The organism is Nocardiopsis endophytica, from assembly GCF_027706725.1.
Classification (GTDB): domain Bacteria; phylum Actinomycetota; class Actinomycetes; order Streptosporangiales; family Streptosporangiaceae; genus Nocardiopsis_A; species Nocardiopsis_A endophytica.
The window spans coordinates 1-19,660 of sequence record NZ_JAQFWQ010000041.1 but is presented as its reverse complement, the minus strand read 5'-3'; the positions used below and the strand labels follow the sequence as shown (position 1 = coordinate 19,660).

Below are 19,660 nucleotides of genomic sequence, written 5' to 3'. Positions count from 1 at the left end.
CCCCTCCGCCTGACGTCGGCGGGGCTCGGCGTCCTCATGTGCACGACACTAGCGCGCGAATCGGCGTTTGCACATGCATTCACGTGTGCACCTGCATATGTATTTTCCGTACCCAGGGGCGTCGTGATCCTGAAATAGCAGGTCGTAGCGGTTATCGGGAGGGAGGTGCGTCAGCGGCCCGGGTGGCGCGGCTCACCGTGTGCGCCCCGGGCCGCCGACCCACGCCGCGATCTGCCGCCGGGAGTGGAAGCCGAGCTTGCGGTTGATGTTGGCGACGTGCCGGGCGACCGTCGCCGGGGCGATGAACAGCTTCACCGCGATGTCCCGGTTGCCCAGCCCACGGCTGACCAGGCGGGCCACCTCCAGCTCGCGGGCGGTCAGGTCGCGGCGCTCGGGCACCTCCTCGCGCCGGGGCGTGCGCGGCCGGGGCAGCCGCCCGGTCTCGGCGACCCGCAGCGCCAGCGCCGCCGCCGCGCCCGGGTCCATCCGCCGCCCCTCGTGCCACCAGGCCGCCATCGCCGCCGCGTCCACGCCGAGCTCCTCGGCGGTGCGGGCCCAGGACCGCACCGGGCGCCCCGGGGAGGTCCGCTCGCGCAGCGCGGCGCCCGCCCCGGCCAGGCGGCACGCCTCGGCGACGTCGCCGTCCCCGGCCGCCACCCGGGCGATGGAGGCCAGCCCCACCGCGACGCCCTCCCGCTGGCCCGTGCTCTGGCTGAGCACCAGCCCCTCGCTCAGGTAGTCGTAGGCCTGGGCGGCCGACCCGAGGGCGCGGGCCACCCGGCCGACCCCGTACAGGCAGCGTGCCAGCTCGGGCGCGGCCCCGATGTCGCGCTGGACGTCCAGCGACTCGCGGTAGCAGCGGTCCGCGGCGGCCAGGTCGCCCTGCCGCTCGGCGGCGGTGGCCTGCCCGATGAGCACCACCCCCACGCCCCAGCGGTGGTCCATCCCGCGCAGGATCATCAGCGCCGCGCTGTAGCGGGAGTCGGCGGCGGCGAGGTCGCCCCGGTGCGCCGCGAGCGCGCCCTGCCCGCTCATCGCCAGCGCCTCGTTCCACAGGTCCCCGGCGGAGCGGGCCAGCGCCAGCGCCTCCGACAGGCGCGCCTCGGCGGCGGCGCGGTCACCCGCTTGCAGGTCCAGCAGGGCCAGGAGGTTGAGCCCCATGGCGACCGTCGCGGCGTCGTCGTCGGCCCTGCACCGGGCCAGGCCCTCCTCGGCCAGGCGGCGGGCGGTCCCGGTACCGCCCCGGGCCCACTCCAGCTCGGCCCGGCACAGCAGCGCCCGCGCGCGGGCGCCGCCCCCCTCGCCCTTGGGGTCCGGCGCTCGGCCGGGCGGGACGGGCGCCCCGGAGGGCGTGCCGTCGGCGTGCGTCCCGTCGCGGTCCGTCCCGTGGTGGTCCGGCCCGTTCAGGAAGCACCCGCTCCACTGCACGCCCTCGGTGAAGTGGTAGCCGGTGACCCAGTACGCCCGCAGCCCCGCGCAGAAGCGCAGCCCGGCCTCGGTGTCGCCGCGCCGCGCCGTCCAGCGCAGCGCCGCGCGCACGTTGTCGTACTCGATGGACACCCGCCGCCACCGGCCGAACCGCTCGGCCCAGGGCATCAGCCGCCCCGCCACCGCTGCCGAGCCCAGGTCCTCCACGGCGGCGAGCATGTGGTCCCGGTGCCGCAGCAGCACCCGGTCCCGCTCCCCGGAGGCCTCCAGCAGCTCGGCGGCGTAGCGGTGCACCGCCCCGGGCAGCCGGTAGCGCACCCGCTCCTGCAGCTCCGCGGTGAGCGCGATCAGCCCCCGGTCGACCAGGGAGGAGACCAGGTCCAGCACCGCCCCCTCCTCGACCGGGCCGCCCGGGCAGACCCGTTCGGCCGACTCCAGGTCCCAGTCGCCGAACACCGACAGCCGCCGCAGCAGCACCCGCTCCTGCTCGCAGAGCAGGCCGTGCACGTGGTCCAGCAGGGCCCGCAGCACCGCCTCCCGGGAGGCGAACGGGCGGGGGCGGCCGCGACGGGGCGCCGGGGCCGCCCCCGTCTGGTCCCGCAGGCACGCGGTGACCTGCGCGGCCACCTCATCCGGGGACAGCCGGCGCAGCCAGGCCGCGGTGAGCTCGACCGCCAGCGGGATGCCGCCCACCGCCCGGCACACCGCCGCCGCGGCCGCCACCGTGCGCGGGTCGGCCGACAGGTCGGGGCGGGCCTCCCGGCCGCGCTCCAGGAACAGCCGCACCGCCTCGGAGCCGCGGACGTCGCTCTCGCCGTCCGGGCAGGGCAGCGCCAGCGGCGGCACCCGCCAGATCGCCTCGCCGGGGATGCGCACCGGCTCCTCGGAGGTGATCAGCAGCGACACCTCGGGGCAGGACTCCACCAGCGAGGCGCCCAGCCGGGCCACCGGCCCGGCCACGTGCCCGCAGCCGTCCAGCAGGAGCAGCACACGCCGCGAGCGCAGGGCGTCGCGCAGCGTGTCCTCCAGCGGGCGCCCGGCCTCCTCGGTGACCCCCACCGCCGCGGCCACCCGGGCGGCGACCTCGTGCGCGGTGGCCAGCCCCGCCATCTCGGCCAGCCACACCCCGTCGGCGAAGGAGCCGGTGGCGTGCGCCGCCACCCGCAGCGCCAGCCGGGTCTTGCCGATCCCGCCCACCCCGCACAAGGTCACGACCCGGTCGGCCTCCAGGAGGCGGAGCAGGTCGCTCAGGTCGCGCTCGCGGCCGATGAAGCTGTCGGATTCCAGGGGGAGGTTCTGCCGCGCCGGCGCGGTACGAGGTGCCATGGCCATCACGCGATCAGGCGGTCGGGGGCCGCTCTCACCTTGCCTGAGGGTAAGGGCGTTGAGTGGGGGTCGTGGGCGTGGTTTGGCTCTGTTCTTAGTAGGTGAGCACGGCGCGTGCAAGCGGTACGGGGGAATCGGAGGCCTCCCGTTTCCGGCACGCCGCGTGTCCGCGCGGATCCGCGGCGTGTCCGGGCGGCGTCCCGCCGCCGCGCGGCCCGGATCACGGGTCGAGCCGGTGCTCGTGGGCCCACTCGGCCAGCTGCGAGCGGGACGTGAACAGCAGCTTGCGGAAGATGTTGGCGATGTGCCGGGCGGCGGTGGCCTGGCTGATGGTCAGCCGGTCGGCGATCTGGCGGTTCGACAGCCCTTGGCTGACCAGCACCGATATCTCCTTCTCCCGGCGGGTGAGCAGGGACGGCAGCGCCTTGCGCGGGGTGGGGAAGTACAGCGCGTTCTCCACCACCTGCTCCAGCGGCAGCCCCCGCCAGGCATGCCAGGCCTTCTCCGCGGCGTCGTCGCTGAGCACCGACCGCGCCTCGGCCAGCAGCGCCTCGGCGTGCGCCGCAGGCACCCCCAGCGACTCGCGCAGCAGCGCGCCGGATCCGGCCAGCGAGGCGGCCCGCTCGGGCTGCTCCTCGGCCAGCGCCAGGTCGCCCAGGGCCTCCAGGGCGTGTGCCACGGCCAGCCGCCGCCCGCTGGCCACGCTCATCCGCAGGCCGGCCGAGAGCCGCCGCCGCGCCCCGGACACGTCGCCGCGCACCAGGTCCAGGTAGCCCAGCCCGGCCGTGCAGCGGGCGATGTCGGGCACCAGCTCCATCTCCACGAACACCTGCAGGGCCTCGTGCAGCTGGCGGGCGGCGGCGTCCAGGTCGCCGCGCCGGGTGGAGAGCATCCCCAGCGCGTTCAGGCACCGGGCCACGCACCACCGGTCGCCGATCTCCTGCCCGATGCCGATGCTGCGGGTCAGGAACACCTCGGAGGAGTCGTCGTCCCCGCGGGAGCGGGCGAGCTGGGACAGCGCGCCCAGGGAGCAGATCTCGGTGAACCGCTCGCCGGAGGCGATCGCCAGGCGCAGCGCCTCGCGCCCGTGCCGCAGCCCCTCCTCGGCGTGCCCGCGGCGCAGCGCGGTCATTGCCAGGGTGGTGCGGGCGATCCCGGCGGCGGCCCCGTCCCCGCACTCCTCGGCGGCCTCCAGCGCCTCCCGGGCGGCGGTCTGGGCCGGTTCGGGGCCGTGCAGGCCGAGCATCAGCTCGGCGCGGACCGCGGCGGCGCGGGCGCGCAGCGGCGCGGCGCCCTCCCCGCTCTCCAGCAGCCGCTCGATCGCCCGGCAGGCGGGCTGGTGCAGGTCGCGCACGTACCAGTAGCTGCGCAGGGCGGCGCAGATGCGCAGCCCCTCCTCGACCATGCAGGCGCCCACCGCCCGCTCCAGCATCTGCAGGGTGTTGTCCAGGCAGTGGTCGAGCACCCGGATGTGCTCCAGCCGCTCCTCCCAGGCGAGGCGTTCGGCGAGCCGCTCGGCCAGCGCCTCGTACCACTCGGCGGCCGTGGCGAGCATGCGCCGCCAGACGCGCCGCTCCTCGCCCGCGGCGGCCAGCTCGGCGGAGGCGAAGGCGCGCACCGTGTCGGTGAGCCGGTAGTGGCGCTCGGAGCCGACCTCGGTGTCCAGGGCCACCAGCGACTTGTCCACCAGCCAGGCGTGCGCGCGGCGCGCCTGGGCGGGGTCCAGGTCGCCGAAGGAGCACACGTGCACCGCCTTGTCCAGGCTCCAGGTGCAGAACACCGCGAGGCGGCGCAGAAGGAGCTGCTCGGCGGGGCTGAGCAGGCCGTGGCTCCACTCCAGGGCGGCCCGCATGGTGCGCTGCCGGGCCGGGACGTTCGGCTCGTCGGTGGCCAGCAGCCGGAACCGGTCGTCCAGCCGGGCGAGGACCTGCTGCGCCGAGAGCACCCGGATGCGCGCGGCGGCGAGCTCGATGGCCAGCGGCACCCCTTCGAGCATCCGGCACACCGCCACCACCGCCCCGGTGTTGGCGGGGGTGAGCTCGAAGCCGGGCCGGGCGGCCAGGGCGCGGGAGACGAACAGCCGCACCGCCTCGGAGGCCAGGGCCCGCTCGGGCGTGATCGGCGGGGCGCCGCAGCGCTGGTGGGCCCCCGGGTCGGGCGGCACCGACAGCGGGGGCACCCGCCACACCGCCTCGCGCTCCACCCGCAGCGGCTGGCGGCTGGTGGCCAGGATGTGCACGCCGGGGCACTGATCGATCAGGTGCGCGCACAGCGCGGCGGCCGCGGCGGCCACGTGCTCGCAGGTGTCCAGCACCAGCAGGACGCTGCGTGGGCGCAGGGCCATGGCGACCGCGTCCAGCGGGGAGCGGTGCCCCCGCTCGGAGACCCCGGTGGCCAGGGCGGCCGCCGAGGCCACCTGCTCCGGGGAGGCGACCTGGCCCAGGTCGACGAAGCGGGCGCCGTCGCCGAAGGAGGCGGCCGCGCCGTCGGCCACGTCCACGGCCAGTCGGGTCTTGCCGATCCCGCCGGTGCCGACCAGGGTGACCATCCGCGTGCCGGTGACGATCCGGCGGAGGTCGGCGACGTCGCGTTCGCGGCCGATGAGGTCGTCGGGGGGCACGGGCAGGTTATGGCGAGGGTCTGACATGGCCTCGTTCACTGGGCGATGCGCAACTGAGGGATGCCGCTCCGCCGTGCCGACCCGGGACCGGCACACGTGAGCCCTGCTTCAAGTGTTCCACGCGGGGCGGCCCGTGTCCGCGAAACTGGCCGGACCGGGCCACGCCTGCGGGTCCCGCGGCCCCCTACCGCGCGGGGCGCTCCCAGAGCGCGGGGTCGGCCTCGGCCTGCTCGCCGGTGGCCATGTCCTTCACCTCGTGCGGGCGGCCGTCGGCGAACGGCGGGAACCACACGAAGGGGATGCCCTTCTTGGAGGCGTACTGGAGCTGCTTGCCCACCTTGGAGGCCTGGTGGAAGACCTCGGTGTTGAACCCGCGGGAGCGCAGCAGCGCACCGGTGCGCAGCGCCTCCTCGCGCCGCTCGGCCGAGGGCACCGCGACCAGCACGTCGGTGGGGCAGGTGCGCCCGGCCGGGAGCCGCCCCTCGGCGACCAGCTTGGCGAAGATGCGGGTCAGGCCGATCGAGATGCCCACGCCCGGCAGGTTGCGGCGGATGAACTGCCCGGCCAGGTTCTCGTAGCGGCCGCCGGCCACGATGCTGCCGTAGCCGGGGTCGTCGTCGAAGGCCGCCTCGTAGACGGTGCCGGTGTAGTAGTCCAGGCCGCGGGCGATGGACATGTCGGCCACCACGCTGCCCTCGGGCAGGTCGGCCAGCGAGTCGAGGACGAAGCCCAGCTCCTCCAGGCCCTCGGTGAGCAGGTCGGACTCGGCGCCGAGCTTGGCGACCGCGTCGACCACCGAGCGGTCGGCGCCCTTGACGCGGGCCAGCTCCAGGCAGGAGTCGATCTGGGCGCCGGACAGCCCCTCGTCGGTGAGGATCGCCCGCACCCCGTCGTCGCCGATCTTGTGCAGCTTGTCGACGGCGCGGATGACCGCGAGCGGGTCGGCGATGCCCAGCCCCTCGTAGAAGCCCTGCAGCACCTTGCGGTTGTTGATGCTCAGCGTCCAGGCGGGCAGGTCGAGTCCGGCCAGCACCTCGTGCACCACGCGCGGCATCTCGGCGTCGAAGTGCAGCGGCACCCCGTCGACGTTGATGACGTCGATGTCGCACTGGGTGAACTCGCGGTAGCGGCCCTCCTGGGGGCGCTCACCGCGCCAGACCCGCTGGATCTGGTAGCGCTTGAACGGGAATGCCAGCTCGTTGAAGTGCTGGGCGACGTAGCGGGCGAAGGGCACCGTCAGGTCGAAGTGCAGACCGAGGCGGGCCTCGGAGTCCCCGCCCTCCTCCTCCTGCACCCGGTGCAGGGTGTAGACCTCCTTGGAGGTCTCGCCCTTGGCCATCAGGACGTCCAGGTTCTCCACCGAGGGCGTCTCGACCGAGGCGAACCCGTACCGCTCGAAGCCAGCGCGGATATGGTCCAGCCAGCGCTGCTCCACGGACCGAATCTCCGGCAGCCACTCGGGGAAGCCGCTGATGGGGGTCGGGCGGATGACGCGCTGTTCGGACATCGGTTCGGTTGGCTCCTTAAGCCGGTACAGGGATCAGACCAATGGTAGGCCCTGGCGGGGGGCCGGACCGCACCGCCGGGCGCGCGGCAGCGGGGACGCCGGGAGCGCAGGGGGAGGAGCCGTGGCGGGCGCGGCGCCGCGCGAAGGGCGCCGGGAACGCCGCCACCGGCCCACCTGGACGGTCGAGTGGGCCGGTGGGGCCACCGCGCGCCGCAGGGGCCGGGACGTCGGGCGTCCGGACGCCTCTGCGCGTCGGTGAGGACCGTTCCTATGCGGCCGCGCCGAGTTCGCTGTGCCAGGAATGCGAAGAAGGCGGTCGCCGCGTCGAAGGCCTCCCCTCCACGGTAGTCCGGGGCCCCTCGCCGCCGACACCGTTCCCGGCGGCCGAAATGGGCCGCTCACAATGTCGTAAAGTCCGCGTGCTCCGGTGGTCCCCGGGGCCCTCCGCCGCAGCGCTCGCCGCCGCGGCGGGAAGAGGGCCGCTAAACATCCGGCATTCTTGATATTCGGCACGAATCGGGCGGAACCCCGGGAGGGCGCATGAAGCTGGGCTGGACGCTGTACGGAGACGGGAGCGCGCCGCCCCCGGGCGAGTCCGTCGCCCCGGGGGAGCGGCTGTCGTGGGGCCGCACCGTGGGCCTGGGGGCCCAGCACGTGGTGGCCATGTTCGGGGCCACCTTCGTCTTCCCGGTGCTCATGGGCCTGGACCCGAACCTGGCGATCATGATGTCGGGCCTGGCCACCATGCTCTTCCTGCTCATCGTGGGCGGGCGCATCCCCAGCTACCTGGGCTCCAGCGCCTCCTTCGTGGGCGCCTCCGCCGTCATCGCCGGGGCCGGGGGCGGCCCGGCCGTGCTCACCGGCGCGGTCTGCGTGGCCGGGATCGTGCTGGCGCTCTCCGGGTTCGCGGTGCACCTGCTCGGCCCCCGGGTGATCACGGCGGCCTTCCCGCCCGCGGTCACCGGGGCGGTGGTGCTGCTCATCGGCTTCAACCTGGCGCCCGTGGTCGCCGAGAACTACTGGCCCTTCGACCAGTGGACCGGGCTGGCCGTGATGGTCTTCGTCATCCTGGCCACCGTGCTGCTCAAGGGGTTCCTCGGGCGCATCGCCATCCTGCTGGGCCTGGTGTTCGGGTTCGCCCTGTCGCTGGCGGCCGACGTCCTGCTCGGCCCGGCGGCGGGTCCCGACGGCCCCGCGCCGCGGGTGGACCTGTCGGCGGTGCGCGAGGCGCCCTGGGTGGGCCTGCCCGAGTTCCACGCGCCGCAGTTCGAGGCCTCCGCGATCCTGGTGGTGCTGCCCGCGGTCATCGCCCTCATCGCCGAGAACGCCGGGCACGTCAAGGCGGTCCAGGAGATGACCGGCGACGACCTGGACCCCTACATGGGGCGGGCGATCGCGGCCGACGGCATCGCCACCGCCCTGTCCAGCGCGGTCGGCGGCGCCCCCACCACGACCTACGCGGAGAACATCGGGGTCATGGCGGCCACCCGGGTCTACTCCACGGCGGCCTACTGGGTGGCGGCCGCGGTGGCGGTGCTGGTCGGACTGTGCCCCAAGTTCGGGGCGCTGGTGGCGGCCACCCCGGCGGGCGTGCTCGGCGGGGTCACCGTGGTGCTGTACGGGATGATCGGCCTGCTCGGCGCGAAGATCTGGGTCGAGAACCGGGTGGACTTCGGCGACCCGGTGGTGCTGGTGCCGCTGGCGGCCGGGCTGGTCGCCGGGATCGGCGGGGTGGGCCTGCGGATCAGCGAGGGCTTCTCCATCGAGGGCATCGCCCTGGGCACGGTCATCACCCTGGCCGGCTACCACGCGCTGGCCCGGCTGTCCCGCCGGGGGCGCGGGGCGGATCCGGTCGCCGGCGCCGCGCCGCCCTCCGGGGACGCCGCCGGCTGACCCCGACCCGCCCTGTGCCGACCCCCTCGCGGGCACCCGCGCCGACCTGCGCGGGGCCCACGAGCCCGACGATCCGGTCACGCGGCGCGACCGGTCGGTGCTAGGTTCACTGCATGGTCCCCGGGTGCGGCCGCGAGGACCGTATCCCTTTTGCGGCGGGCCGTCCCGGTTATTCAGGCCGCCCCCCGTGAACCCGGAGTCGTGAGGACTTGAACAGACAGTGAACGAGTCACCGAAGCTCTCTACGAAGATCATCGTCGCCGGCGGGTTCGGGGTCGGCAAGACGACGTTCGTCGGCGCGATCTCGGAGATCCCGCCGGTGCGCACCGAGGCGGCGGTCACCGCGGCGAGCGCGGGCATCGACGACCTCTCCAAGACGCCGGACAAGGGCAGCACCACGGTCGCCATGGACTTCGGCCGGATCTCGCTCGACACCGACCTGGTCCTCTACCTCTTCGGCACGCCCGGCCAGCAGCGCTTCTGGTTCATGTGGGACGACCTGGTCCGCGGCGCGCTCGGGGCGGTCATCCTGGTCGACGTCCGCCGCCTGGAGGACTCCTTCCAGGCCCTCGACTACTTCGAGAAGCAGTACCGGCTGCCGTTCCTGATCGCGGTCAACGACTTCGACGACCCCGCGGGCTACTCCGACGAGGAGCTGCGCGACGCCCTGGACCTGGGCGCCGGAGTGCCGATCGTGCACTGCGACGCCCGGGACCGACAGTCCGTGCTCAACGTGCTCGTGTCCCTGGTCAAGCGCGCGATGGCGGTGGAGGCCATGGGGCGCCAGGGCCAGCCCGCCTGAGCGCCCGGGCCCGGCGCGGCCCAAGACTCACGACGGAGCCCCGCCGGTCCTCCCCAGGAGGTCCGGCGGGGCTCCGCTGTGCTCCGCGCGGCCGTCAGCGCCCGGCCAAAAGCGCCTCCACGCGCGCGCGGACGTCATCGGTGTCCAGGCCTCGGACGGTGACGGTGGTGCGGCGGCGCAGCACGTCGTCCGCGGTCTCGGCCCACTCGTTGTCCCGGGCGAAGACCGCCTGCGCCCAGATGTCCGGGCCGTCGGGGTGGATGCGCTCGCCCAGCGACGGGTCCTCGCGCACCAGGTCGGCGAGGTCCAGGGCGACGCTGCCGTAGTGGGTGGCCAGGTGCCGGGCGACCAGCGGGTCCATCCGCCGCGGCGGCTCGGCGTCGGCGGTCAGCCGGTGCGCCACCGCCTCGGGGCGGGCGATGCCCGGCAGCGGCACCGTCTTCAGCGTCGGCGACATGTCCTCGGCCAGGGGCACCGAGCGGCTGCGGCGCAGCCGGTCGATGACGGTCCGGCCGATGTGCCGGTAGGTGGTCCACTTGCCGCCGGCCACCGACAGCATGCCCCCGCGCCCGCGGGTCACCACGGTCTCCCGCTTGGCGGCGCTGGTGCCCCCGGGCCCACCGGGCAGCACCCGCAGCCCGGCGAAGGAGTAGGTGATGTTGGCCGGGTCGAGCACGTCGGCGCCGACGGCGGTGCCCGCCTCGCCGAGGATCTGGTCCACGTCGGCCCGGTCCGGTGCGACCTCGGCCGGGTCGCCGGTGAACTCCTCGTCCGTGGTGCCCAGCAGCAGGTGGTCCTCCCACGGGATGGCGAAGGAGACGCGGTACTTGTCGACCGGGACGGTCAGCGCCGCGCGCCACGGGCGGTTCGGCTTGACGACCAGGTGCGCGCCCTTGGACAGGCGGATGCTGGGCTCGGCCGCGGGGTCCTCCATGCGGCGCAGGTGGTCGACCCAGGGGCCGGTCGCGTTGAGCACCAGGCGTGCGTCGATGCCGAACTCGGTACCGTCGACGCCGTCGCGCACCTCGGCCCCGCTGACGCGGCCGTGCGTGGTGCGCAGGCCCTGCACCGGGGCGTGGTTGAGCACCACGGCGCCGGCCTCCACGGCGGCGCGCACGGTCATCACGGCCACGCGGCTGTCGTTCATCTGGTGGTCGTGGTAGGCGGCGACCGCCTTGAGGCCGTCGGTGCGCAGGTCGGGCACGAGGCGGCGGGCGTGCGCGGGGGTCATCACCCGGCCCACGCCGTCGCCGAAGGCCGACAGCGCCGAGTACAGGAACACCCCGGCGCCCATCTTGGCGGCGCCGTGCGGGCCGCCCTTGTAGACCGGGACGAGGAAGGGCATCGGGTTGACGAGGTGCGGGGCGACCGAGCCGGACAGGGCGCGCCGCTCGCGGTGGTTCTCGGCGACCAGGCCCACGTTGCCGGTCTGCAGGTAGCGCAGGCCGCCGTGGACGAGCTTGGAGGAGGCGCTGGAGGTGGCCCCGGCGAAGTCGCCGGCGTCCACCATCGCCACCCGCAGGCCCGCCTGGGTGGCCATCCAGGCGACCGAGGTGCCGAGGATGCCGCCGCCGATGACCAGCAGGTCGAAGGTGCCGCGGGTGAGTTCGGCGCGGGTGTGCTCGCGGGCGGGGGAGATGGGGCGGGTCACGGTGGAGGTGCGCATCGCTGGTGTTCCTGACTCTCCTGATGTCGACCGGCGTACGACAATGCCGAACGCACCGCCCAGATTGCCCCCGCCGCGGCCGTGTGTCAACTCCCACTCACATGGGCCGCGTGCCCGGCCGCGGGCCCCGCGTCCTGCGGCGCCGCCGGGCACGGCGCAGCGCGGGGGAGCCGTGTACCGCGCCGCAGAGGGGCGCGGGCGGGGGTCGAGCGGAATGTGCCGGAACACACATCCGTGCGGGCGCGTTAGTCTTGCGTGGTGTTCGGACGAATGGCGGAAGGCGTCCGCAGGCTGCTGGGCAAGCCCGGAGCGGTGGACATCAGGCCCTATAGCAGACTGCTGGAACAGATCGAGTCCCGCGAGGAGGAGCTGCGCGGTCTGGAGGACGCGGAGCTCACCCGCAGGGCCACCGACCTCGGCAACGCCGAGCTCCCCTATGACCGGCCCGACCTGGTCGAGCTGTGCGCGGTGGGCCGCGAGGCCGCCCGGCGCGCGCTCGGCGAGCGCCCCTTCGACGTCCAGCTCGTGGGCACCATGGCCCTGCTGGACGGGCGCATCGCCGAGATGGCCACCGGTGAGGGCAAGACGCTGACCGGCGCGCTGGCCGCCGCGGGGTTCGCCCTGCGCGGCAAGCGGGTGCACGTGCTCAGCGTCAACGACTACCTGGCGCGGCGCGACGCCGAGTGGATGCGCCCCCTGTACGACCTGCTGGGGGTCGCCCCGGCGTGGATCGCCGAGGACTCCACGGGCGAGGAGCGCCGCACCGCCTACAGCGCCGACATCACCTACGCCTCGGTGAGCGAGCTGGGCTTCGACGTGCTGCGGGACCGGCTGGTCACCGACGCCGGCGACCGCGTGCTGCCCGAGCCTGAGATCGCCATCGTCGACGAGGCCGACTCGGTCCTCGTCGACGAGGCGCGGGTGCCCCTGGTGCTGGCCGGCGCGGCCGAGGCCTCCGACGCCGACGCCGAGATGGCCGACCTCGTGCGCGGGCTCAAGCCCCGCATCCACTACGAGGTGGACGAGGAGGGGCGCAACGTCCAGCTCACCGACGACGGGATCGACGCGGTGGAGAAGGCGCTGGGCGGCGTCGACCTCTACGACGAGAACGACACCTCGGTGCTGCCCCGGGTCAACCTGGCGCTCCACGCCCACGTGCTGCTCCAGCGCGACGTGCACTACGTGGTCCGGGACGGCCAGGTGCGGCTGATCAACGAGTCCCGCGGGCGCATCGCCCTGCTGCAGCGCTGGCCGGACGGGCTGCAGGCCGCCGTCGAGGCCAAGGAGAAGGTGGAGGTCTCCGAGACCGGCGAGGTGCTGGACTCGGTCACCGTGCAGTCGCTGGTGCTGCGCTACCCGACCCTGTGCGGCATGACCGGCACCGCCATGGCCGTGGCCGAGCAGCTCCGCGAGTTCTACGAGCTCGAGGTCGCCCAGATCCCCTCCAACAAGCCCTGCGTGCGCGAGGACGAGCCCAACCGGCTCTACGCCACCCGGGAGGAGAAGGAGGACGCCCTCGTCGCCGAGGTGGCGCGGGTGCACGCGGAGGGGCGGCCGGTGCTCATCGGCACCCAGGACGTGGCCGAGTCCGAGCTGCTCGCCAAGCGCCTGGCCGACGAGGGCCTGGAGTGCACGGTCCTCAACGCCAAGAACGACGCCGACGAGGCCGCCGTCATCGCCGAGGCGGGCACCCACGGCGCGATCACCGTGTCCACCCAGATGGCGGGGCGCGGCACCGACATCCGGCTCGGCGGCAGCGACATGGCCGACCGCGACCGCGTGGTGGAGGCGGGCGGGCTGTACGTGCTCGGCTTCGGGCACTACCCGAGCAGCCGCCTGGACGACCAGCTCCGCGGGCGCGCCGGCCGCCAGGGCGACCCCGGCGGCTCGGTGTTCTTCGTCAGCCTGGACGACGAGCTGATCACCGCCAACGGCGGGGAGACCACCGGCTACACCGCCGACGCCGACGGGCGGATCGCCGACGAGGGCTGGCTGGCCATGGTCGACCGCGCCCAGCGCATCGCCGAGGGGCGCCTGCTGGAGGTGCACCGCAACACCTGGCGCTACAACAAGATCATCGACGTGCAGCGCCAGGTCGTGCTGGAGCACCGGGAGGCGGTGCTCACCCAGGGGCTCGGCGACCGGCAGCTCGCCGTCGACTGCGCCGCCCGCCACGGCGAGCTGGTCGAGGAGGCCGGCGAGGAGGAGACGGCCCGCGCCGCGCGGCTGATCACCCTGTACCACCTGGACCGCGGGTGGACCGACCACAACGCCTTCTTGGCCGAGCTTCGGGAGGGTATCCACCTGCGCTTCCTGGGGCGGCGCGACCCGCTGGACGAGTTCAACCGGGACGCGGTCCCGGCCTTCAAGGGGTTCCTCGACGAGGCCCGGGCGCGGGCCGCCGAGACGTTCGAGGAGGCCGAGGTCAAGGACGGCACGGTCGACGTGGCGGCGGCGGGGGTGAAGCGCCCGTCGATGACCTGGACCTACATGGTGCACGACCACCCGTTCTCGTCCGACATCGAGACGGTGGTGGGCCGCCTGAAGGGCCGCAAGTCGGACTAGGGTCCGCGCACACCGCGCACCGCACGCACGGCTCAGGGGTAGGGGTGGCCCTACCCCTGAGCCATGTGTAGGGCCATGCCGCTCCGGACCGGAACCGCATAGCTTGGTCACCATGCCCGACGACCGCCCGCGAACCCTGCTCCAGGCCATGGCCCGGCCCGGCTACCTGCTGAGCCCGTGGCCGCTGCGCGCCGTGCTGTACGGGATCACCACGCCTTTGTCGGCGCTCCTGTGGGGGATTCCGCTCGGCCTGCTGGGCACGCCGTGGCTGATGCTGGCCGCCGTGATCGCCGACGACGCCCACAGTGGGTCCCCGGGGGAGATCGTCTTCCTCGTGGTGTTCGGCGCACTGCTGCTCGCCACCGCGGGGCCCCTCGTCGCCGTGCCCGGGGCCGCGCTGGAGCGCCTGCGCGTGCGCCTGACCGACGACCGGCCCTTTCCGACCCCGCACCGGGAGCCGCGCCGGCCCGGCCTGGCCGCCTGGTTCGCCACCCGCTACACCGAGGGCGCCACATGGCGGGGGCTGGCCGTGCTGGTCGTCACCGCACTGCTGTTCCTGCCGATCACCGGTGCCGTCGGACTGCTGCTGGTGCTGGGGGCGACGATGGCGGGCACGCCCTTGCTCGTCTTCGTCTACGGGGACAACGTCTCCCTGGGGCCGTGGGAGGTCTCCACCCTCCCCGAGGCCTGGCTCCCCTCCCTGGCGGGCGCCGCGGTGCTGGCGGTGGGCGCCTACATCGGCGGCCTGGCCGTCGCCGCCCAGGTCGAGCTGGTCCGGTTCATGCAGCGCGACCGGGGCGAGGAGGCGCTGCGGGCCGAGCTCACCGAGGTGACGCGGTCCCGGGCGCGGCTGGTGGACGCCTTCGAGGCCGAGCGCCGCCGGATCGAGCGGGACCTGCACGACGGGGCCCAGCAGCGGCTCGTGGCGCTCTCCATGCAGCTCGGGCTGGCGCGGCTGGACCTGCCGGAGGGATCGCCGACACGGGAGCGCATCGCCGAGGCCCAGGAGCAGGCCAAGCGCGCGCTGGTCGAGCTGCGCGAGCTGGTGCACGGCATCCACCCGCAGGTGCTCACCGACCGCGGCCTGGTGGCGGCGCTGCCGGAGCTGGCCGACCGGTGCGCCGTGCCCACCGAGGTCGTCGTCGAGCTCGACGAGCGCCCGCCCGCGCACACCGAGGCCACCGCCTACTTCGCCGTCGCCGAGGCGCTCGCCAACACCGCCAAGCACAGCGGGGCGGGGAGCGCCCGGGTGAACGCGCGCATGGAGGCGCGGACGCTCGTCGTGGAGGTCGCCGACGACGGCCGGGGCGGGGCCCGGGTCGCCGAGGGAGGCGGGTTGACCGGCCTCGCCGACCGGGCGGCGGTGGCCGACGGGAGGATACTGCTGTCCAGCCCGCCCGGCGGGCCGACCCTTCTGAGACTGGAGCTGCCGTGTCCGTGACCCCCGGTGACCACCCGAACGGCGCCGTCCGCACCGTCCTGGCCGAGGACGGGGTGCTGCTGCGCGAAGGGCTGTCCGGACTGCTGGAGCGGTTCGGGTTCACCGTCGTGGAGGCGGTGGGCGACGCGGCCGCGCTGGAGGAGGCGGTGCGCCGGCACGACCCCGCCCTGGTGGTCACCGACATCCGGATGCCGCCCGGCTTCAGCGACGAGGGGCTGCGCGCGGCGGTGCGGCTGCGCCGGGAGCGGCCCGGCCTGGCCGTGGTCGCGCTCAGCCAGTACGTGGAGCAGAGCTACGCCGCCGACCTGCTGGACTCCGGAGGGGGCGCAGGCGTGGGCTACCTGCTCAAGGAGCGGGTGGCCGACGTGGAGGAGTTCGCCGCGCAGCTCGGGCGGGTGGCGGCGGGCGGCACCGTGGTCGACCCGGAGGTGGTGCGCCAGCTGCTGCGGCGGCGCCGGGACCCGCTGGAGCGGCTGTCCGCGCGCGAGCGCGAGGTGCTGGCCGAGATCGCCGAGGGGCACTCCAACACCGCGATCGCGCTGCGGATGCACCTGAGCGAGGCGGCGGTCGGCAAACACATCGGGAACATCCTGGCCAAGCTGGACCTGCCGCCGGACGACGGGCTGAACCGCAGGGTGATGGCCGTTCTGGCCTATCTGCGGAGCGCGTGAGGCGGGTGGGACCAAAGTCCCCAGCGGGATTCCATCTCCGACACTTCGCGAAACGGACGGTAAATGCGGGTCGCCGGTCATATGCATTTACATTCACGGGGGGTAGAGTTCGGAGAATCCGCGCGGGGCCGTCAGGGGGCGCCGCGTCGCTTTTTCGGCCGCGTCGGGGGGAGCGGCCGCCGATGGAACGGAGACGGTTCGGTCTTGATCCACGAGGTCGGGGCGCAGGAGAAGATCACCTACGGCCGGAACGACCGCTTCAAGGGCGGCCCGGTGGGCGGAGGGAGGTTCTGGCGTGACGACGACGGACGCCCGACGGCCAAGATCGGCGGCCCCGAGGAATGGCGTCCCAGCGGAATGCTGGTCGTGCATGTCGGCGACACCTTCACCGTCGGCGGGCAGACGTGGAAAGTGACCGAGATCGGTGAAGAGGAGACCTCGAAGGCCTATCTTCTGTGCATCCGCCTGAGCTGATTCGGGACGCCCGTTTCCCGGCGGAATGCCACCCGCGAAGAGAAGCGACAGGCCCGCCCAAAGGCGCATGGCCCCCTGCCGGAGAAGCCGCCCCGCCGCCGTGTCGCGTGGCCGCCGTGACGGGCGGCGACGGAGGGAGCCGGGCGGTTCCCGGCCGTCCCCGCCGTCCGCCCCCTCCGCGTTGATCTCGGGAAAAACGACGCTACCGGGCCGGTTTTAGCGTCCTTTTCCCCGAGATCAACGAGGGGACGGCGGTGCGGGGGCGTGCTGTCGTTGATCTCGGGCAAGTCGGGCTTATCGTGTCCGGTTCAACCCCGAGTTTCCCGAGATCATCGCCGAGGAGCGTCGCCGCCGAGTGCTCTGGTCGGACCGGGCTCAGGCCCGTTCTTATGGATCGGCCCGGTCCTCTGCCTCGTCCCGTGCCGTCGCGAACGTCTTGGCCGCCATGACCGCCACCGCCGCCGTCTCCATCGACGTGAAGCACGGGATGCCCGCCTCCCGCGCCGCCGGGCGCAGGGTGTCGAGGAGGTCCGGCGGGCCGCATTCCACGTTGCGCAGGACCAGCGACACCCGGGTCCCCGGGACCTCCTCCTGCAAGTGACCGAGGTGGCCCACGTACTCCAGCAGACCGGCGCGCACCGCCTCGGCCGTGGACGTGTCCCCGGCCCCGCCCCCGGCCGGGGGCGCGAACGCCGCGAAGCTCTGCACATTGGCGTGCGCCACCGCGTCCGGATAAGGGCGGGCGCCGCAGACCGCCGCCACCGCCGCCCGCGCCAGGTCCTTCGGGCCGAGCGGACCCAGCGGGATCTCCAGGGGATTGCCCGCCGCCGCGCGCGGCACCGCCGCGCGGAGCGCCTCCTCCGCCTCGGGGCCCAACGGGGGCAGCGCCGCCCCCGCCGCGTCGAAGGCGTCCGCCGCCAGCACCCCCGCCCCGCCGCTCGGGCCCACGACCAGCACGTCCGAGCCGCCGCCCGCCGGGCGCCCGGCCTGCAGGTCGAACATCTCCAGAACAGCGAGCAGCTCCTCCTGGCTCCGCACCAGCGCGAAACCGCACCGGGCGGCCAGGCCCGTCCACACCCGCGCGTCCCCGGCCAGTGCGCCGGTGTGCGAGGCGGCGGCGCGGCGCCCCTGCCGGCTGCGCCCGCCCACCAGGACCGCCGTCGGCACCCGCCCCCGCGCCGCACGCAGCGCACGGGCCAGGGCGCGGCCGTCCGGCGGGCGCTCCACGTACAGCCCCACCACCCCGGTCCCCGGGTCGTCGACCAGGTACCGGACCAGTTCGTCCGGGCCCACGTCGGCCGCGTTGCCGACGGTCGCCGCGGTGGAGAAGCGCAGCCCGCGCCGCTCGCCGACCCGGACGACCTCGCCCGCCAGGCCGCCGCTCTGCGCGACCAGGCCCACCCGGCCCGGCGCGCCGGGCGGCCCGCCCAGGAAGGTCTGGCCGCCCGCGGGGGAGTAGACGCCCATGCAATTGGGGCCCAGCAGCCGCCCCCCGCCCTGCCGGGCGGCGGCGACCAGCTCGGCCTCACGGGCCGCGCCCTCGGGCCCGGACTCGGCGAAGCCGTCCCCCACGACCTGTACGAACGGGATTCCGCGCGCCTGCCGGACGGCATCGGCGCAGGCGGCGGCCGGGACGGCGACCAGGGCGTAGTCGGTCTCCGGGGGGACGTCGGCCAGCGTCGGGACCGCGGGCACGCCCTCCACCTCGCGGGCGGTGGGGTGCACGGCGACGAGCGTGCCCGGGTAGCCGGACGAGCGGTAGTTGGACAGGAACATGCTGCCGAAGCCCCGCCCTCGGGTGGAGGCGCCGACGACGGCGACCCCGCGCGGCGCGGACAGCCGGGTGAAGTCGGTGGGAGGGGCGCCGCCGCTCGACCGCCCGCCCGCGACCGCCGGGGGGAGGTCCCCGGGAACGGGGGACCCGTCGGCGACCAGCAGGCGGGCATCGGCCGCCATCGCCCCATCCGGCCCGGCGATCACCGGGTTCAGCTCGAACGAGGACAGGGCCGGGCCGAGGCGCTCCACCAGCCCGCCGGGGCCGCCGACCGCCTCGATCACCGACGCCAGGGCCGCTCGGTCGACCGGCGGTGCGCCGCGCCCGCCCCTGAGCAGGGCGGCCCCGCGCAGCCGGTCCGGAAGGCGCGCGGCCTCGCCGGGCTCCAGGGGGCAGGGCAGGACCACGGTGTCGTCGAGGGCCTCGGCCCAGACCCCGCCGAGGCCCACCAGCAGCAGCGGGCCGAAGGAGGGGTCGGCGACGGCGCCGACGATGACCTCGGCGCCGGGCGGGCACTGCTCCTCCACCAGGAAGCCGTCCGGGGCGAGGCCTTGGGCCTTCAGGTCCCGCAGCATTTCTTCGGCGGCCGTGTGGACCCGGCCGGGCCCGTCCAGGCCGAGGCGCACGGCGCCGGCGTCGGACTTGTGCAGGAGTCCGGGGCCGAAGGCCTTGAGGACCAGCGGTGGTCTCAGGGACGCGGCGCCGGTGGCCGCCTCCTCGGGGGTGGGGTGCGCGGTGCCGCGGGGGACAGGGACGCCTGCCTGCGCGGCGAGGCGCTTGGCCTGTATCTCGGTGGCGGCGACGGGTGCCATGGGAGCTCCCTCGGTGTCGGCACGAGGCGGTGGGGCGGGGCCGCGCGTGGTGTCGTCTCAGGTGATGTCCGGTAGACCGGCGTCACCCGGTGCGGGCGCGGCGCGGGGCTCCGCTCGCTCCGGCCCTCGGCGGCGGCGGAATCGGTGGCCGGGGCCCGCGCCGCGCCACCGAACGGCACCGGACGGCGGGCACGGCTTTGGGCCCGTGGGCCCTAAAGGGGGTCCAACGGCCCAAATCGGGATCAGGGCCTGTGGTGGGCCTATCGGGGCAGGTGGCGCGGGCGGGAGAATCCGTTGGTGAGCGGCCCGGAGCCCGGCCCCCGCCGGCCGTGCTCCGGGACCAAGGCGCCCGAGGACGCCCGCGCCCGCTCCGCGGGCGTGTGTCGGAACCGGGCGCCGGAGCCGGAGCGGCGGTCGGGCCGCCGTACAACGCACCACCATCCCCGACGGCCCGCCACCGGTCCGCTCGGCCCCGCCCTCCCGACCCCCAGAGGAGGGCGGGGCGCCGGCTCCTTCCGGCGCGGTCCGGAGCCCCCGTCCCGTGCGCGGCACCGGCACGGCCGTCCGGCGGCCGACCCGCACGGTGGCGTGCCGCGCGGAGCGGTGCGGGGGCTGGGCCCGCCGGCCCGGGGACGCGTCCCCGGGCCCGGGCGTCCGGGGGCCGTAGCGGGTAGGACGGAG

At 75.1% G+C, this 19,660-nt stretch carries 11 protein-coding genes; 6 read left to right on the top strand and 5 right to left on the bottom strand.

Annotation, left to right across the window (positions count from 1 at the left end; all coding sequences use genetic code 11):
* Positions 1–192 precede the first annotated feature (192 nt).
* The 3 genes from O4J56_RS15590 to hisS all read right to left on the bottom strand — a co-directional run bounded on the left by O4J56_RS15590 (position 193) and on the right by hisS (position 6,881).
* A complete protein-coding gene (locus O4J56_RS15590) occupies positions 193–2,760 on the bottom strand; it encodes a helix-turn-helix transcriptional regulator (protein ID WP_270686515.1) in 2,568 nt (855 codons plus the stop codon).
* Positions 2,761–2,974: 214 nt separating this feature from the next.
* A complete protein-coding gene (locus O4J56_RS15585) occupies positions 2,975–5,374 on the bottom strand; it encodes a LuxR C-terminal-related transcriptional regulator (protein WP_270686514.1) in 2,400 nt (799 codons plus the stop codon).
* Between the two features lie 184 nt (positions 5,375–5,558).
* Positions 5,559–6,881 (bottom strand): histidine--tRNA ligase, encoded by a 1,323-nt coding sequence (gene hisS, locus O4J56_RS15580; RefSeq protein ID WP_270686513.1) that lies wholly within the window; start codon positions 6,879–6,881, stop codon positions 5,559–5,561.
* A gap of 540 nt (positions 6,882–7,421) precedes the next feature.
* Between hisS and O4J56_RS15575 the strand changes: the two genes are divergently transcribed.
* Together O4J56_RS15575 and O4J56_RS15570 are read left to right on the top strand one after the other, a co-directional pair.
* Positions 7,422–8,774, top strand: coding sequence for a uracil-xanthine permease family protein (locus O4J56_RS15575; RefSeq protein WP_270686512.1), 1,353 nt, complete (start codon positions 7,422–7,424; stop codon positions 8,772–8,774).
* 220 nt (positions 8,775–8,994) lie between these two features.
* Positions 8,995–9,576, top strand: a complete 582-nt coding sequence (locus O4J56_RS15570) for a GTP-binding protein (RefSeq protein WP_270678977.1) — start codon at positions 8,995–8,997, stop codon at positions 9,574–9,576.
* A gap of 94 nt (positions 9,577–9,670) precedes the next feature.
* On the opposite strand, the gene O4J56_RS15565 is transcribed toward O4J56_RS15570, so the two are convergent.
* Positions 9,671–11,242, bottom strand: a complete 1,572-nt coding sequence (locus tag O4J56_RS15565) for a glycerol-3-phosphate dehydrogenase/oxidase (RefSeq protein ID WP_270686511.1) — start codon at positions 11,240–11,242, stop codon at positions 9,671–9,673.
* Positions 11,243–11,512: 270 nt separating this feature from the next.
* On the opposite strand from O4J56_RS15565, the gene secA2 reads away from it, so the two are divergent.
* From secA2 to O4J56_RS15545, 4 genes are all read left to right on the top strand, one after another.
* Positions 11,513–13,807: an accessory Sec system translocase SecA2 gene (secA2, locus tag O4J56_RS15560; protein ID WP_270686546.1), complete on the top strand. Its 2,295-nt coding sequence runs from the start codon at positions 11,513–11,515 to the stop codon at positions 13,805–13,807.
* Between the two features lie 112 nt (positions 13,808–13,919).
* Complete coding sequence (locus tag O4J56_RS15555; RefSeq protein WP_270686510.1) at positions 13,920–15,248, top strand: sensor histidine kinase; 1,329 nt, start codon at positions 13,920–13,922, stop codon at positions 15,246–15,248.
* Positions 15,239–15,919, top strand: coding sequence for a response regulator transcription factor (locus O4J56_RS15550; RefSeq protein ID WP_270686509.1), 681 nt, complete (start codon positions 15,239–15,241; stop codon positions 15,917–15,919). The genes O4J56_RS15555 and O4J56_RS15550 overlap by 10 nt, the downstream gene beginning before the upstream one ends.
* Positions 15,920–16,123: 204 nt before the next feature.
* Complete coding sequence (locus O4J56_RS15545) at positions 16,124–16,393, top strand: DUF6406 domain-containing protein (protein WP_270686508.1); 270 nt, start codon at positions 16,124–16,126, stop codon at positions 16,391–16,393.
* A gap of 387 nt (positions 16,394–16,780) precedes the next feature.
* Here O4J56_RS15545 and O4J56_RS15540 read toward each other — a convergent pair whose 3' ends face one another.
* On the bottom strand, positions 16,781–18,979 hold the full coding sequence (locus tag O4J56_RS15540; RefSeq protein ID WP_270686507.1) for an acetate--CoA ligase family protein: 2,199 nt from the start codon (positions 18,977–18,979) through the stop codon (positions 16,781–16,783).
* Positions 18,980–19,660: the final 681 nt, after the last annotated feature.

What these genes read in the sequence shown, in the direction of transcription:
- secA2 (WP_270686546.1), top strand. Translation starts at nt 11,513, where the DNA reads ATGGCGGAAGGCGTCCGCAGGCTGCTGGGCAAGCCCGGAGCGGTGGAC.
- hisS (WP_270686513.1), bottom strand. Translation starts at nt 6,881, where the DNA reads ATGTCCGAACAGCGCGTCATCCGCCCGACCCCCATCAGCGGCTTCCCC.
- O4J56_RS15555 (WP_270686510.1), top strand. Translation starts at nt 13,920, where the DNA reads ATGCCCGACGACCGCCCGCGAACCCTGCTCCAGGCCATGGCCCGGCCC.
- O4J56_RS15540 (WP_270686507.1), bottom strand. Translation starts at nt 18,979, where the DNA reads ATGGCACCCGTCGCCGCCACCGAGATACAGGCCAAGCGCCTCGCCGCG.
- O4J56_RS15590 (WP_270686515.1), bottom strand. Translation starts at nt 2,760, where the DNA reads ATGGCCATGGCACCTCGTACCGCGCCGGCGCGGCAGAACCTCCCCCTG.
- O4J56_RS15565 (WP_270686511.1), bottom strand. Translation starts at nt 11,242, where the DNA reads ATGCGCACCTCCACCGTGACCCGCCCCATCTCCCCCGCCCGCGAGCAC.
- O4J56_RS15575 (WP_270686512.1), top strand. Translation starts at nt 7,422, where the DNA reads ATGAAGCTGGGCTGGACGCTGTACGGAGACGGGAGCGCGCCGCCCCCG.